We start from the raw sequence: 12,614 nt of genomic DNA, 5'->3' as shown, positions 1-12,614 counted from the left end.
CAGGAGAGGAGGCACGCCGATGGCCCGATCGCTTGACGCAGGCGCGCACGAAGGCCCCGGCACTGTGATCGCCGGAGCCCATGAACCGGCTGGTCATCGCGTGGGCGGCCCCGCTGGCCTCGGTGGGGCGACGGACGGCGAGTGCGACACGTTCGTCGTCCCGGAACCGTCTCAACATCTGGCGAAACGTCATGCCCGGTCGGACAGCGGCCGGTTCGTGCACCGGATGCCCTTCGGCGATACGGGCGCAGCCCGAAACGGCCGCAGGGCGGCGCTGTCAGGCGCTCTCGTCGTCAGCGGGCTGCTGGATCCATGCGGAGGCGATGGTGTCTGCGGCGATGGTCGGGGGCAGACCCGTCAGCGCCTTCAATTGGGTCGGCTGGTAGGGGTTCGGTCCGTGCCACTCCAGCAGCATCACGGTGGCGTCGTCGTTGAGGCGGCCGTGGTGGTAGTCCACATGGTGCCCCACCAGTCGCCGCAGAGTCTCCGGGACCGGGAGGCCGTCGGCGTGGTGGCGGATGAGGAAGTCGGTAAGCCCGTCAAGGCCGAACTCCTGGCCGTCTTCATTGCGTGCTTCGGTGATGCCGTCGGTGTAGAACAGCAGGCGGTCCCCGGGTTCGAGCTGGTCGCGGCGCAGCGTTCCCCGCACGCCCAGCCCGGTCCCCAGCGGAGGTGCGGGCGGGCAGAACAGATGCACGACGGTGCGGTTGCCACGGATGACCACCGGGGGATGGTGACCGTAGTTCGTCCAGGTCAGGACGCCCGTGGACAGATGAAGGTCGGCCATGACGCCCGTGGCGTAGCGGCTGCCGGCGAATTGCTCGGTCAGCGCCGCCCCCACACCTTCGGCAGTCTGCAAGAGGTCGGAACCCTGGCAACGGTGGACGCGCGCAGCGGCCAACGCAAGATTGGCAGTCAGCCCGGCAGCGGTGTCATGCCCCATGGCGTCGAAGACGGAAAGATGCATGATCTCCCCCGACAGGGCGTAGTCGAAAGCGTCCCCGCTGACTTGGTAAGCCGGTTCCATGACCGCACTGATCAAGAGCCGGTCGGTCGCGAAAGTCCGCGGCGGCATGAGCCGCCATTCCATCTCCGCCGCCACTTTCATCTTCCGGCGGCGCACCAGCCTGGAGTACAGGTCGCTCGTTCCGCGCTTGCTCCCCAGAAGCAGGGCGACGAGGCCGGCGAGCCTGTCCAGATCGTCATCCGCTTCGACCTCTGCGCCCGGCATACCGACCCGGAGCACACCCAGCCGCTCGGTTCCATCCAGCAGCGGAACCCACCACTGCCCCGTCGTGGAAGCCGAGGCCGGCGAGATCCTTCCCAGCTGGAAGGCTCGCCCGGCCACCGTTCCCTCAACGGCCAACTCGCACGGCACGTCCACTCCGCCGGGGCTGAGACCGACGTTGCCGGCGAGCAGGCACAACCGTTCTTGCCGCAGGTCCGCCACGTAGATGAGCACGTGCGGCCAGCCCGCCAGTGAGGCATGCGCAGCGACCGCACCGGGAAGCTGCTCCAGGGTCATCAGATGGCTCGCAGCGATCAGCTCTCCCAGCACTCTGGCACGCGCCACTTCCGTGCCGCTCATGAACGACACCTTCCCTACGGCCCGGAGAATCACCTCACGATCAACCATAGTTCGGAGGCGGGCGCTCAGCCGAGAAGCGGAAGCGGAAGCAGAGACCGCCCTTGGTTACGGGCGACCGGAGATACGACGGCGGAGCGGCCTCTTGCGGTCGGCGACGGCGACAGCGCAGCGCGGAGAACCCGCCGCTGCCGACAGCCGGACCCCGGGGCGGAGAAGGATGTGAGCGATCACGCCGACGGCGGTGGCGGGACCATGGCCCAGCGAATCGCGGCAGTCAGGGCTCGCCCGGTCGGCTTCACGCAAGCTTCGGCCGCGCCGGACAGTCTGGGCAGCCCCAGTGACGTACGGGCCCACCGGGGGAGGGCGGCGACGGCGTTCGCGGCGAGGACGGCATAGGGGGCTCGGGCGACCCAGGGCAGGGGAGGGTGCAGCAGTATGAAGCGGGCGGCCTCGCGCGCTTGCCCGGTCGGGCGCAGTTCACCGCGGTAGGCCCCGAGGCAGGCAGCGAGTTCTCTGCGATTGCGCGGAGGTTCGGTGACGCCGAGTGCTTCCGCTACCCGCGCCGTGTCAGCGATGTACCCGTCGCACCCGGCCGCGTCGAGCGGTTCGGTCCCGTAGCGCTGGTGGGCCAGGAGGAAACTCTCGACCTCGGCCACATGCACCCAGCCGAGAAGGTGTGGATCGGCGGCGTAGTAGGACTCGCCACGCGAGGTCGTTCCGCGTACCCGGCGGTGCACGGCACGCACGCGGTCGACTGCCTGCTGTGCGTCGTCCGCTGTTCCGTATGTGGTGACGGCGAGGAAGGTGCTGGTGCGCTGGAGCCGTCCCCAGGGGTCGCCGCGGTAGCCGGAATGAGCCTCCACGGCAGCCATGGCCAACGGGTGCAAGGACTGGAGCAGGAGCGCCCGCAGTCCGCCGATGAACATCGAAGCATCGCCGTGGACCGTGCGGATCGGCCGGTCCGGACCGAACCAGCGCGGGCCGGGCTCCCCGTGGATGCGGGCGCGGTTCTCCGGCCCTGCGGGACCGGCGACCTGGCTGAAGATCGCGCTGCCCAGCCGCTCCCGCAGGCCGGACCCGGCACGCGTGGACGTGTCCATACGGCCAGTATGCGCTCACAGGCACGACCAGCCTGATTTCGTGCCTGCCGCCGGGCCCCGGCCTCGATCCGGGAGCCGATGGGCTGCCCGTCACCCCGTCGACTCGTCCGGGGTGGGGTGCTCCGGGTGAATGCCTGCGTTGCGTGCGGCGTTGCGGCCCGATCCGGCCTCGTCGGGGTCGGGCCTGGCGGCTTCCCTCTCGTCTTCGAGCTGTTCGGAACCTGGCGGGAGAATCACGTCGAGGGCGTCCTCGCCGTCCTGGACCTGCTGGTCGGGAATATCGGCGGGTATCGGCGGGGGGCTGCCCTCGGCCCCGGTGTAGGCGGTGCCCTGCGGCCTGCGATCGGTCATGTCACTGCTCCCGTCGGTACGCGCCCGCCTCGGCAGTGGCGGGCTGGTGTGACACCTCGCGTACCCCCTGCGCCCGGCACGACGCGCGGAGACCGGCCGTGCCGTCCTGGGCACGGGGGACGATGTAGTAGGCGTTGACAATTGCACGGCATCCGCGCGTCACGCGCATCCGCTGAGACGGTTCTTCCGGAGGGATCGTTCGCCGCGCCCGTGAACGCAGCGGACGACAGGTGCGTGCGGTGGCATGCTGCCTGGTCGGCCGGCCTGGCAGCGTGCCACACCTCTGAGACGCTCCACGATGCTCGGCTGCGCCGGCGTGCGACGGACGAGAGACCGGCCGGGGGCAACGGCCGGCAGCGGAACGGCGGCGCGGCACCCGTGCCGTGGCGCGGGCCGAGGGCCAAGTGACCCGGCGACGACGGGCCGGTAACAGCCACGGACGGCAGCGGATCGGGTGAGCCCCGAAGCCGTTGCGCAACGAGACCTCCACACAGGGAGCGGCCGGGCCCCGTACTCAGCCGGGCCGCCGCGCATGCACGGCGACTTTCAGGCAACACGAGAGCCAACTGGCCGATGGAGAAGGCTGGTCGACAACACCGAGCCAGGAGGCACCATGCCGCTCACGTTCCGCAAAAGCTTCAGGATCCTCCCCGGCGTGACCCTCAACATCAACCGTAAGTCGTGGTCGATCACGACAGGCGGCAAGCACGGTCCACGACGGACCCGCAGCAGCACCGGCCGGCGTACGACGTCGATGAATCTGCCTGGCCCCTTCGGCTGGCGCCGCACCACCCGCGCAAGTCGCCACTGAGCGGGAGGGACGCAGGCCTGCGACGCGGCTGATGTTCGTTCTCGCGCCGCCCTTGTTCTGGTCGGGCTGTGCCCACTCCGGGCACCGCGTCCGCATCGATCCGGGGTCCCCAAGGGTCATGGGCGAGCGAGGAGTGGAGAGCGACCTTGCCGTGGCTGAACCCGGCGCGGACCGGCAGACATGTATGGGCGTGTCCTGGATCCCCCGGCCGGCCCGCCCCCTGTGGGGGCACTCGCGCCATGGACGACCGCCCCATCCGGATCGGCTGCGCGCCGGGCCCCGGCCCCGCTGCCCCCAGCCCCGGCGGCCCTTCCGCAACGTTCGAGGCGAGCCCGCGCCCGGAGGGCCGACGGAGAGCAGGATGCTCCGCCAGCGGCGCCACCTGGCGTCGGCGGGCACTGAGGTGTTCGCCGCCGGGGGTGCCGAAGCGTTCGGGGCGCGGGCATCCGGCGATGACCCCCGTCAGGAGAGCTGTCCACGCGTGCGGACTCGCCATTCCTGCCGATGCGGGTCCACGTGTGCGAAGAAACGTGAAGAACGACCGTTACGAAGACTGCCTCGGCCGTGCGAGTGGCGAGCCGGGTGACGCCCAGGCCCGCGCGCCCGGGTATGGAAGGGCTTGCTGTTGATGATTGAACGGGTGGGTGTAGCGGTCAGTGAACGTCAGGGCGAGGCCCGCCGCTTATGCGTGCCGTTTGCACCCGAGAGTTGCGGAAATGTCCCTGATTGGTAACCGGCCCGGTTGAGCCTGCCGCGGACGGCTTCCTGGGTGCAGTGTTCTGGCTCTCGGCCCAGTACGGGTCGGGAACTCGCACCGCCCATGCCGGCCCTATCGAACGGCATGGGCACTGTTCCTGAGGAGACATCACCTTGTCTGCTTCTTCGGCTACCCGCCGTATCGCCGCGACCGTGCTCACGGCCGGCGCTGTTGTCTCGGCCGTCGCGCTGCCGGCTTCCGCGCACGACCGTGACAACGACCGCCACCGCCCTCAGGCCCGGGTCGTGATCAGCGACGTCCAGGCCGACAGCCCCGGACGTGACAACGGATCCAACCGGTCCCTGAACCGTGAATGGATCGAGATCACCAACCAGGGACGCCGCGCGGTGGACCTGGACGGATGGACCCTGCGCGGCGACAACGGAAACCGCTACCGCTTCGACGACGTCCGCCTCGGCGGCTACGCCACCGTCCGCATCCACACCGGTGTGGGCCGAGACACCCGGACCGACCTCTATCAGGACCGTTACCACTACGTCTGGGACAACTACTCCGACACCGCGACCCTGCGCGACGACCGGGGCCGCACCGTCGACAAGGAGTCCTGGGGCCGCGGACACCACCACCGCCGCTGACCCCAGGCCGTAAGCCGGGGACAGTGAAGGGCTGACTGCCGCCCCACGGCAGGCAGCCCTTCCTGTCCCCTCGCAGAGGGGCCGGGCAGCCGCCCTGCCCGGCCCCTCCTCTCAGGGCCTCTCGTCCCGATCATTCCGGGCCCGCAGCGACAGCGACGGCTGCGCCATCCCGCTCGGCGGCGCACGGCGGATCCTGTGCTCTATGCGGCAGCCGGGAACAGGCGCTGCACGGCGGCGACGATGGCGGTGCGGCGGGCGGCGAGGAAGGCTTCGCGCTCGTCCGCGTCGGGGGGCAGCAGGTCGCTCTGGCCGGCCCAGGCCGTGGCGAGCTGGTTGACGAAGACCAGGATGTCAATGGGCTCCCACGCGGCTTCGAGGTGGCCGGCGTCCTGTGCGGCCCGCAGTTGCTCGGTCTTGTGGCGGACGGTCGCGCGGATGGGGTCGTCGTCGCTCGCCGTGGTCTCGTCGGCCAGTTCGAGCCGGCCCCAGTTCATCAGGCGATGACGCTCGGGGTGGGCCGTGAAGTAGTCGTGCAGCCGTCCTGCGTAGCCGGGCAGGTCGGTGGCATCGAGGCGTGTCGCCTCGGCCACGGCTGTGAGCTCCTGGGCGGCGACGGTCGCGTACAGCTCCTCCTTGCTGCGGAAGTAGGCGTAGAGGCGTTCCTTGCTGGTCCGGGCGGCTTTGGCGATGCGCTCGATGCGGGCTCCGGCGATTCCGTGCCGGGCGAACTCGGCGGTGGCCGCGGCGAGGATGCGCTCGCGGGTGGAGTCAGGGGCGTTCGAGGGCGTCATGGCTCCAATCTAACGGGCCGAACCGTTTGGTTTGCCCCAGGCGCGGCCCGGGTCGTACGGTAGAACCGAACAGTTTGGTTTGACCAAGGGAATGCAGCATGCGCACCAGAACGCTCGGTACACGGGGCCTGACCGTCTCCGAGATCGGCTACGGCGCGATGGGCACCGCCACCGGCTACGGCCCCGCCGACGACACGCAGTCCATCGCCGCCATCCGCGCCGCCCACGAGCTGGGCGTGACCCACTTCGACACTGCGGAGATGTACGGCTGGGGCGAGGGCGAGAAGCTGCTCGGACACGCGCTCGCGCCGATCCGGGACGAGGTGACCATCGCGACCAAGTTCGGCCTGACGAAGACCTGGGCGACCGACTCGCGACCTGAACACATCAGGGAGGTCGTCGACAACAGCCTGGTCAACCTCGGCATCGACGTGATCGACGTCCTCTACCAGCACGTGCCGGACCCGAACACGCCCGTGGAGGAGGTGGTCGGAGTGATGAAGGAGTTCGTCGACGCGGGCAAGGTCAAGTACCTGGGTCTGTCCAACGCCGGTGAGGACGTCGTGCGCCGCGCCCACGCGGTGCACCCCATCTCGGTGCTCCAGCACGAGTACTCGCTCTTCGCCCCCCATGACGTCGCACCGGTGCTGCCCGTTCTGGAGGAGCTCGGGATCGGGTTCGTCGCCTACTCGCCGCTCGCCCGCGGTTTCCTCGGCGGTGCCGTCCAGTCCCGCGAGAACTACGCCGCCGACGACTTCCGGCAGAGCATCGGCTGGTGGAAGCCCGAGAACTTCGACGCCAACACCGCCATCGTCGGCAAGCTCGCCGAGTTCGCGGCCGGCAAGGGCGCTACCCTCCCGCAGTTGGCCCTGGCCTGGCTGCTGGCGAGCAAGCCCTACATCGTCCCGATTCCGGGCTCCCGCAATGCCGCCCGAGTCGCGCAGAACACCGCCGCCGCCGACCTGCACCTCACCCCCGCAGACCTCGACCGCATCGCCGAGATCGCGCCCACCGGGGGCGTCGGCGGACGCCGGAGCTGACATTCCGCCACAGCCCCGTGTCCGCCTCCGCCGTCCGGCGGAGCAACGCGCATGACAGCACCGGCAGTGTTCAGGCTTGAGCCGAAGACGGACCCTGCCGGTGCCGTGCAAGATGGCCGGGGTGTCTGCGCGGTCGGCCGCCCTGCCGCTGATGCCCTCCCTGCCTGGCCCGGCGGGAAGGGATCAGCCCGCCCTGCCGCTGACGCCCTCCTTGCCTGGCCCGGCGGGAAGGGATCAGTGCCTCGGCAGGCGGTGCAGGACGACGTCGCCGAGGACACCCTCTGCCACCGTGCACGTCATGTACGTGCAGTACGGCTGTCGCCTGCGGTCCGTCGGAGACCCCGGGTTCAGCAGGCGCAGCCCGCCCGGCGCCCGGGTGTCCCACGGGATGTGGCTGTGGCCGAAGACCAGGATGTCCAGGTCCGGATAGAGCGTGGCGCAACGCGCCTCCCGTCCGCGGGCGGCCCCCGTCTCGTGGACGACGCCGAAGCGCAGGCCTCCCAGCCGGACGCGGGCCACTTCCGGCAGACGGGCCCGCAGTTCCGGGCCGTCGTTGTTGCCGTACACGCCGACCAGGCGCCGCGCGCGCCCTTCCAGCAGGTCCAGGGTGGCCGGGTCGACCCAGTCCCCGGCATGGACGACGACGTCCGCCCGGTCCGTCTCGCGCAGCAGTTCGTCGGGGAGCCGTTGTGCGCGCAGAGGCACATGGGTGTCCGAGACGAGCAGCAGCCGTACGAGAGAGCCCCTCGCTGCCCCGGTCGTGTCGCCGTCCATCCGCCTGCCTTCTCCTCGGGGCTGTCCGGTCTACCGGGCGTGAGTGTCCTGGCGGGGGAGGGGAGGCTGCCCCGGCGTGGCGGCCGTGGGACGGACGGTGGTGTGGCGCTGCCCGGGGCAGGTCACCACAGGCCGCGGGCGCGGGCCGGCCGCGGTGCCGGTGGCCAGGAAGTCGTGGCCGCGGCGTCGGGCCGAGGACCGCACGCGGCCTGCCGTCCAACGAGCGGTCATGCGAACACCGTTACGTGCCGAGGCGCTGCGGGACAAGGTGTCTCATGAGGCATGTGAGAGTCCGAGGCGGGTTCGACACCTGTCGCCTGCTCATTCGGCCCCCGGGTTCCCCACTTTCGTGGTGGCGTGTCGGACGGATCTGCTCCGACTGGTGACGAAAGGTGACAAAGAGCTCTATCCGAGGGAGAAAGATGCCTGAAGTCACCACTCCGTATGCGACTGGCACCCCGTGCTGGGTCGATCTGATGGCCAAGGACCAGCAGGCCGCGCTGGACTTCTACCGCGATCTGTTCGGCTGGCAGGGGAAGCCGGGCCCGGCCGAGTTCGGTGGGTACGCGGTCTGCGAGCTGCACGGCAAGGCCGCGGCAGGCATCGGTCCGGCGATGGCGCCCGAGGGCGTGCCGGAGCCGCCGACGGTGTGGACCAACTACCTGGCCAGCACCGACGCCCAGGCCACCCAGGAAGCCGTTGTCTCGGCGGGAGGCACCGTTCTCGCACCGACGATGGATGTCGGCAACCTCGGCCGCATGCTGGTCGCCGCCGATCCACAGGGGGCGGTGTTCGGCGTCTGGCAGTCCGGCGAGTTCTCCGGCGCCCAGGTCGCCAACGAGGCCGGCGCACTCGTCTGGAACGAGTTGCACACCAGCGATGTCCCGGCCGCCACCGCATTCTACGGCGAGGTGTTCGGCATCGACATCGAGCCGATGGACGGTGCCGACTCCTACTGGGAACTGCGTGTCGGCGGCCGCCCCGTCGGCGGCGTCACCTTGCTCGACAACGACCCGCCCGGCACTCCCGCGCACTGGCTGACCTACTTCGCGGTCGACGACGTCGACTCCACGGTGGATGCCCTGGTCAAGAGGGGCGGCACTGTGCTGGCGCCGCCTTTCGACATGATGGCCGGCCGCATGACCGTCGTCGCCGACCCGCAGGGCGCTCCGTTCGCGATGATCAAGCCGCAACCCCTGTAAGCCGCCGTGCTCCAGTACATCCCGACGTGCCCGCCCCGGTTCCGGGCGGGCACGTTTCGCTTGAGGGCAGAGACTCCGGGCCCGTACAGCCGGACAGCGTCCGGCCCGGCCTCCCCGATGTCCGGCCGTGTGACCTCAGCGTTCACGAGATCGCTGAAGACCTCGTGCACAGAGTGCCGTCAGCCTGCCCAGGGTATGGGGCACCGCACACCCTCGCCGCCGGGCCCCCTCGCGCGCGGAGCGGGCCCGTTGCCGAGCCGAACGCCCGACCTCGTCCATTCGGGCACCGGGCGATGAGTTTCCGCCACTGCTGGAGTCGTCACACTCAGAACACTGTGATCAACGAAGGAGGACGCCGTGACGGCCGACGTCTGGTCGATGGTGCACGCAGAACGTGCGGCGCTGATCGAGCAACTCGCGCACCTCGACGACGAGCAGTGGGCCACACCGTCACTCTGCGACGGTTGGACCGTGCACGACGTGGTCGCCCACCTCGTGGACACGGCTCGGACAACACGCCTGGGCTTCATCGTGGGCCTCGCCCTGGCACGGTTCGACTTCGACCGTCAGAACACCCGGGGAGTGGCGCGCGAGCGCGGGGCCACACCACAGGAGACCCTGGAGCGGTTCCGCCAGGCGGCCTCGCGCAAGTCGACGCCTCCAGCGCCCCTCGACAGCCGCCTCGTCGAGGAGATCGTCCACGGTGAGGACATCCGGCGTCCCTTGGGGCTCACCCGCACGTACCCGCCGCAGGCCGTGGTCAGAGCGCTCCGCCTGCAGACCCGCACCCCGGCGTCATTCGGCGGAGCCAAGGAACTCATGGGCCGCGTTCAGCTCACGGCAACCGACGGCGAACTGACGCTCGGAACCGGCCCCGCAGTGGCAGGCCCCGTACTCGCCCTGCTCCTGGCCGTCTCCGGGCGCCGATCAGCCCTGGACGAGCTCGAGGGGCCGGGCGTTCACACACTTGCCGCGGGGACCTGAGCAGCCATAACCTCCGCCCACCGTGGCCGATGCCCTGGCCGAGGACGAAACGTGCGGCCGTCCATCGGCTTCGTCACGTGTTGCCATGTGCCGGGTCGAGGCAGTACAGGGTGGTGCGACCGTGCTGCGGTGCCCTGGCGGGCAGCCCCTGCTGCGCCGTTTCCTAGACTCGCGGGATGGACAACTACACATGTACCCAGTGCGGCACCGTCGGTTTGACGGAGGGATTCATCGAGGACGCAGGTGAGCACTCGCGCGGGTACGCGCGCTGGATCGAGGGCGCGTTGGAGCGGGGCATCTTCGGGGGCGCCAAGCGGATGGGCCGGCCCCGGCGACGGATAGAGGCGTTCCGCTGCCCCAAGTGCGGGCACCTCGAGTTGTTCGCCACCGGTGAGGTGTAGTCAGCCGTCGCTGTACGCGGACGACCCGCGCGCCGGGCCCCCCGGTACCTCACCGGCTCGTTGTCACGGCCGATCGTCAAGGAGCCGCCTCCGGTGCGAAGGCCGGCGGCCCGGCCGGGGTAGCGGCGGCGAGGGCGCGGAGGCGCGGCGGCGCCTGCGTCATGACGTCAGGGCTGCGCGTCAGCATTCGCGTCGCACGTTGACAGCCGCGCCCCCCGCCCCGGATGCGAGCCGCCCGGAGGTCAGGCCTCGGAGCCGGGAAGCCGCCAGTCGAACGGCATCAGATCCCGCTCCCAGCCGGGTGAGCCGGCCAGGGTGCCGGCTGCCTCCGGCGTACGCAGAAGGCAGCGGTGGCGCAGCAGTTCGCGTCGGACGCCGGATGTCAGGAGCCTTTCCTCGGGGCTGAGATTCATCGGGTGGCCGGGGTCCAGGTCGGCATCGCCGTCGATCGGGCGGCACCCCGCCACGTTGAGCCGATCGCCGGCCGATGTCCGGTAGTCGAGGCGGAAGTCCGTGCGCCACTGGGAATTGCTGCCCCAGCCCTGGGACAGGTCGACCGTGGGACGGTGGCGGCGCAGGAAGGTCCAGTACAGCGGTGAGCGGTCGGCGACGCCGCGCTGCGCGTGCTCGACACCGGCTCGGATTCGTACGCCGGACCGGTTGAACAGCAACCGGCCCAGCATCAGGCCGGGCCAGAGGACCTCGGTGATCGCGATCGGCGCGTGCGGGTCGTCGGCCTGCTCGACCTCGACGATCTCGTGAAGGAACGGGTCGAATGCGTCGCCGTCCCTGAACGACGTCATGCCGAGAGAGGCGAATGCGTCGAGGTACTCGCCCTCCGAAAGCGAAGGTTGCGGGTCTGCGGAGCCGGGATCGCCGGACGGCGGCTGGAAGGTGAGCAGCAGCCGGTCGCTGACCCGTTGCAGGGCATAGAGTTCCCGTACGAGGTCCTGGCCCTCGGGCTCAGCCTCTTTCTCGGCCCACCATGAGCTGAATTCGCCCGCCGTGGCCAGCCACGCGCGGTAGCGGCCCTGGGCCTGATCAAGCCATGGCGCGATGATCGTCTCGTACGATCGCCCTCCGTCGTGCCGTGCCAGAGCTTCGTACAGTTCCCGCGCGTCCACCTCGTTCGGCATGACTGGAGCTTACGGAAGGTGCCGGGGGTCCCCGTCCCCGTCGTCGGCTTCCTGGCTCGACCAGGCCGAGTTGCGTGGTCGTCGTGCGCGGTCCAGGCACGGCCTGGAGGCGCGGCTCGGAGGCAGGACCATGGGCAGGGACCGGAGACCGTTGTCCGTTGGTCCGCGACGACAGCCCGTTGCCTCCGTGTCTGTCCGTCCGCTGTCGGCGGCGCCTTGCGCCATGAAGTCCAAGCCGCCTGCCGGCGCAGGCCCCGCCTCCGCTCGGCATGGGGGCAGGCGGCGGGGCGCGTGACCGGCGCACGGGGGCGCGGCGGATTTCATTGATGTCAGAGAGTCTGCGGGCGCACGCCCGCGCCTATCCGGATTTGTTCGGGTCGTATTCAGTGATACGTGCACAATCGGGGCATGGGGGTGGCTGATTATCTACGTCGAAGGAGGGTTGGCATATGTCTCGGGCGCCCCGGTTCCTGGTTGCCTGATCGGAGACTCGTAAGCAATGGACTGGATTTACGTCTTCGGCCGTTGAGGGTCATCTATGGTGATTGCGGCGATCGGGTGAAGCCGGGGAATCCCGGCGGACCCGTCGGCATGGCCTCGCTATCTCCGGATCTAACGATTTCCGCCATGTGTGGCTGATAGTGCCCCGCCAGGGGTGCTCGGCTCGGTGGTGTGGGGGCAGGGAATTGATCTGCGCGGGCGTGCCTGGAAAGCGCTGATGAACATGTCGTGGAAAGTGTGAGAACAGGTCAGGGGGCGGTCATGAGCAATCCTTTTGATGACGAGTCGGGGCGGTTCGTGACGCTGGTGAATGGTGAGGGTCAGTACTCACTGTGGCCGGCGCACATCGACATCCCGGGCGGCTGGAGTGCGGGTGGACCCGAGGGGTCGCGTCAGGAGTGTCTGGACGCGATCGAGGCCGCATGGGCCGACATGCGGCCCGCCAGTCTGGTGCGGGCGATGGAGGCCGGCACCGGATAAGGGCTCCCTGCCGTCGAGGGTGTCGCTTGCCCCCGGTGGGCCCTGCGGGTTCTGACGCTTCTGCCTGATCACTTCTGCTCTCTATTCGAGCAAAAGTGATCA

13 protein-coding genes are annotated in these 12,614 nt (G+C 69.9%); 7 read left to right on the top strand and 6 right to left on the bottom strand.

Annotated elements, in window-relative coordinates:
- Positions 1-277: 277 nt before the first annotated feature.
- From ACIQMX_RS34280 to ACIQMX_RS34270, 3 genes are all read right to left on the bottom strand, one after another.
- A complete protein-coding gene (locus tag ACIQMX_RS34280; protein WP_402483998.1) occupies positions 278-1,588 on the bottom strand; it encodes a PP2C family protein-serine/threonine phosphatase in 1,311 nt (436 codons plus the stop codon).
- Positions 1,589-1,815: 227 nt separating this feature from the next.
- Positions 1,816-2,688, bottom strand: a complete 873-nt coding sequence (locus tag ACIQMX_RS34275; RefSeq protein WP_402483996.1) for an oxygenase MpaB family protein — start codon at positions 2,686-2,688, stop codon at positions 1,816-1,818.
- Between the two features lie 90 nt (positions 2,689-2,778).
- Positions 2,779-3,039, bottom strand: coding sequence for a hypothetical protein (locus ACIQMX_RS34270; protein ID WP_402483994.1), 261 nt, complete (start codon positions 3,037-3,039; stop codon positions 2,779-2,781).
- Between the two features lie 613 nt (positions 3,040-3,652).
- On the opposite strand from ACIQMX_RS34270, the gene ACIQMX_RS34265 reads away from it, so the two are divergent.
- On the top strand, positions 3,653-3,850 hold the full coding sequence (locus tag ACIQMX_RS34265) for a DUF4236 domain-containing protein (RefSeq protein ID WP_219572337.1): 198 nt from the start codon (positions 3,653-3,655) through the stop codon (positions 3,848-3,850).
- Positions 3,851-4,714: 864 nt separating this feature from the next.
- Positions 4,715-5,203 carry a lamin tail domain-containing protein gene (locus ACIQMX_RS34260; RefSeq protein WP_363070251.1) on the top strand — a complete coding sequence of 163 codons (489 nt, stop codon included), beginning with the start codon at positions 4,715-4,717 and terminating at the stop codon, positions 5,201-5,203.
- Between the two features lie 200 nt (positions 5,204-5,403).
- Here the strand turns inward: ACIQMX_RS34260 and ACIQMX_RS34255 are convergent, their stop codons facing one another.
- Complete coding sequence (locus tag ACIQMX_RS34255) at positions 5,404-5,994, bottom strand: TetR family transcriptional regulator (RefSeq protein WP_402483992.1); 591 nt, start codon at positions 5,992-5,994, stop codon at positions 5,404-5,406.
- 98 nt (positions 5,995-6,092) lie between these two features.
- Between ACIQMX_RS34255 and ACIQMX_RS34250 the strand changes: the two genes are divergently transcribed.
- Positions 6,093-7,034: an aldo/keto reductase gene (locus ACIQMX_RS34250; protein WP_402483990.1), complete on the top strand. Its 942-nt coding sequence runs from the start codon at positions 6,093-6,095 to the stop codon at positions 7,032-7,034.
- Between the two features lie 234 nt (positions 7,035-7,268).
- Here ACIQMX_RS34250 and ACIQMX_RS34245 read toward each other — a convergent pair whose 3' ends face one another.
- The gene (locus ACIQMX_RS34245; protein ID WP_402483988.1) at positions 7,269-7,808 is read right to left on the bottom strand and encodes a metallophosphoesterase family protein; all 540 of its coding nucleotides are present in this window, start codon (positions 7,806-7,808) and stop codon (positions 7,269-7,271) included.
- Between the two features lie 422 nt (positions 7,809-8,230).
- On the opposite strand from ACIQMX_RS34245, the gene ACIQMX_RS34240 reads away from it, so the two are divergent.
- The 3 genes from ACIQMX_RS34240 to ACIQMX_RS34230 all read left to right on the top strand — a co-directional run bounded on the left by ACIQMX_RS34240 (position 8,231) and on the right by ACIQMX_RS34230 (position 10,395).
- Entirely contained in the window at positions 8,231-9,010 is a 780-nt protein-coding gene (locus tag ACIQMX_RS34240; RefSeq protein WP_363069984.1) for a VOC family protein, read from the top strand.
- 378 nt (positions 9,011-9,388) lie between these two features.
- Positions 9,389-9,994, top strand: a complete 606-nt coding sequence (locus ACIQMX_RS34235; protein ID WP_363070249.1) for a maleylpyruvate isomerase family mycothiol-dependent enzyme — start codon at positions 9,389-9,391, stop codon at positions 9,992-9,994.
- Positions 9,995-10,170: 176 nt separating this feature from the next.
- Positions 10,171-10,395, top strand: a complete 225-nt coding sequence (locus ACIQMX_RS34230) for a hypothetical protein (protein ID WP_363069982.1) — start codon at positions 10,171-10,173, stop codon at positions 10,393-10,395.
- A gap of 242 nt (positions 10,396-10,637) precedes the next feature.
- Here the strand turns inward: ACIQMX_RS34230 and ACIQMX_RS34225 are convergent, their stop codons facing one another.
- Positions 10,638-11,531 (bottom strand): hypothetical protein, encoded by an 894-nt coding sequence (locus ACIQMX_RS34225; protein ID WP_402483985.1) that lies wholly within the window; start codon positions 11,529-11,531, stop codon positions 10,638-10,640.
- Positions 11,532-12,293: 762 nt separating this feature from the next.
- On the opposite strand from ACIQMX_RS34225, the gene ACIQMX_RS34220 reads away from it, so the two are divergent.
- Positions 12,294-12,512: an MbtH family NRPS accessory protein gene (locus tag ACIQMX_RS34220; protein ID WP_363069978.1), complete on the top strand. Its 219-nt coding sequence runs from the start codon at positions 12,294-12,296 to the stop codon at positions 12,510-12,512.
- Positions 12,513-12,614: the final 102 nt, after the last annotated feature.

It is taken from the genome of Streptomyces sp. NPDC091416 (assembly GCF_044756845.1).
GTDB lineage: Bacteria > Actinomycetota > Actinomycetes > Streptomycetales > Streptomycetaceae > Streptomyces.
The sequence above is the reverse complement of the archived record's forward strand: the minus strand, read 5'-3'. Positions and strand labels throughout refer to the sequence as shown.

What these genes read in the sequence shown, in the direction of transcription:
- ACIQMX_RS34280 (WP_402483998.1), bottom strand. Translation starts at nt 1,588, where the DNA reads ATGAGCGGCACGGAAGTGGCGCGTGCCAGAGTGCTGGGAGAGCTGATC.
- ACIQMX_RS34275 (WP_402483996.1), bottom strand. Translation starts at nt 2,688, where the DNA reads ATGGACACGTCCACGCGTGCCGGGTCCGGCCTGCGGGAGCGGCTGGGC.
- ACIQMX_RS34270 (WP_402483994.1), bottom strand. Translation starts at nt 3,039, where the DNA reads ATGACCGATCGCAGGCCGCAGGGCACCGCCTACACCGGGGCCGAGGGC.
- ACIQMX_RS34265 (WP_219572337.1), top strand. Translation starts at nt 3,653, where the DNA reads ATGCCGCTCACGTTCCGCAAAAGCTTCAGGATCCTCCCCGGCGTGACC.
- ACIQMX_RS34255 (WP_402483992.1), bottom strand. Translation starts at nt 5,994, where the DNA reads ATGACGCCCTCGAACGCCCCTGACTCCACCCGCGAGCGCATCCTCGCC.
- ACIQMX_RS34250 (WP_402483990.1), top strand. Translation starts at nt 6,093, where the DNA reads ATGCGCACCAGAACGCTCGGTACACGGGGCCTGACCGTCTCCGAGATC.
- ACIQMX_RS34245 (WP_402483988.1), bottom strand. Translation starts at nt 7,808, where the DNA reads ATGGACGGCGACACGACCGGGGCAGCGAGGGGCTCTCTCGTACGGCTG.
- ACIQMX_RS34240 (WP_363069984.1), top strand. Translation starts at nt 8,231, where the DNA reads ATGCCTGAAGTCACCACTCCGTATGCGACTGGCACCCCGTGCTGGGTC.
- ACIQMX_RS34235 (WP_363070249.1), top strand. Translation starts at nt 9,389, where the DNA reads ATGGTGCACGCAGAACGTGCGGCGCTGATCGAGCAACTCGCGCACCTC.
- ACIQMX_RS34230 (WP_363069982.1), top strand. Translation starts at nt 10,171, where the DNA reads ATGGACAACTACACATGTACCCAGTGCGGCACCGTCGGTTTGACGGAG.
- ACIQMX_RS34225 (WP_402483985.1), bottom strand. Translation starts at nt 11,531, where the DNA reads ATGCCGAACGAGGTGGACGCGCGGGAACTGTACGAAGCTCTGGCACGG.
- ACIQMX_RS34220 (WP_363069978.1), top strand. Translation starts at nt 12,294, where the DNA reads ATGAGCAATCCTTTTGATGACGAGTCGGGGCGGTTCGTGACGCTGGTG.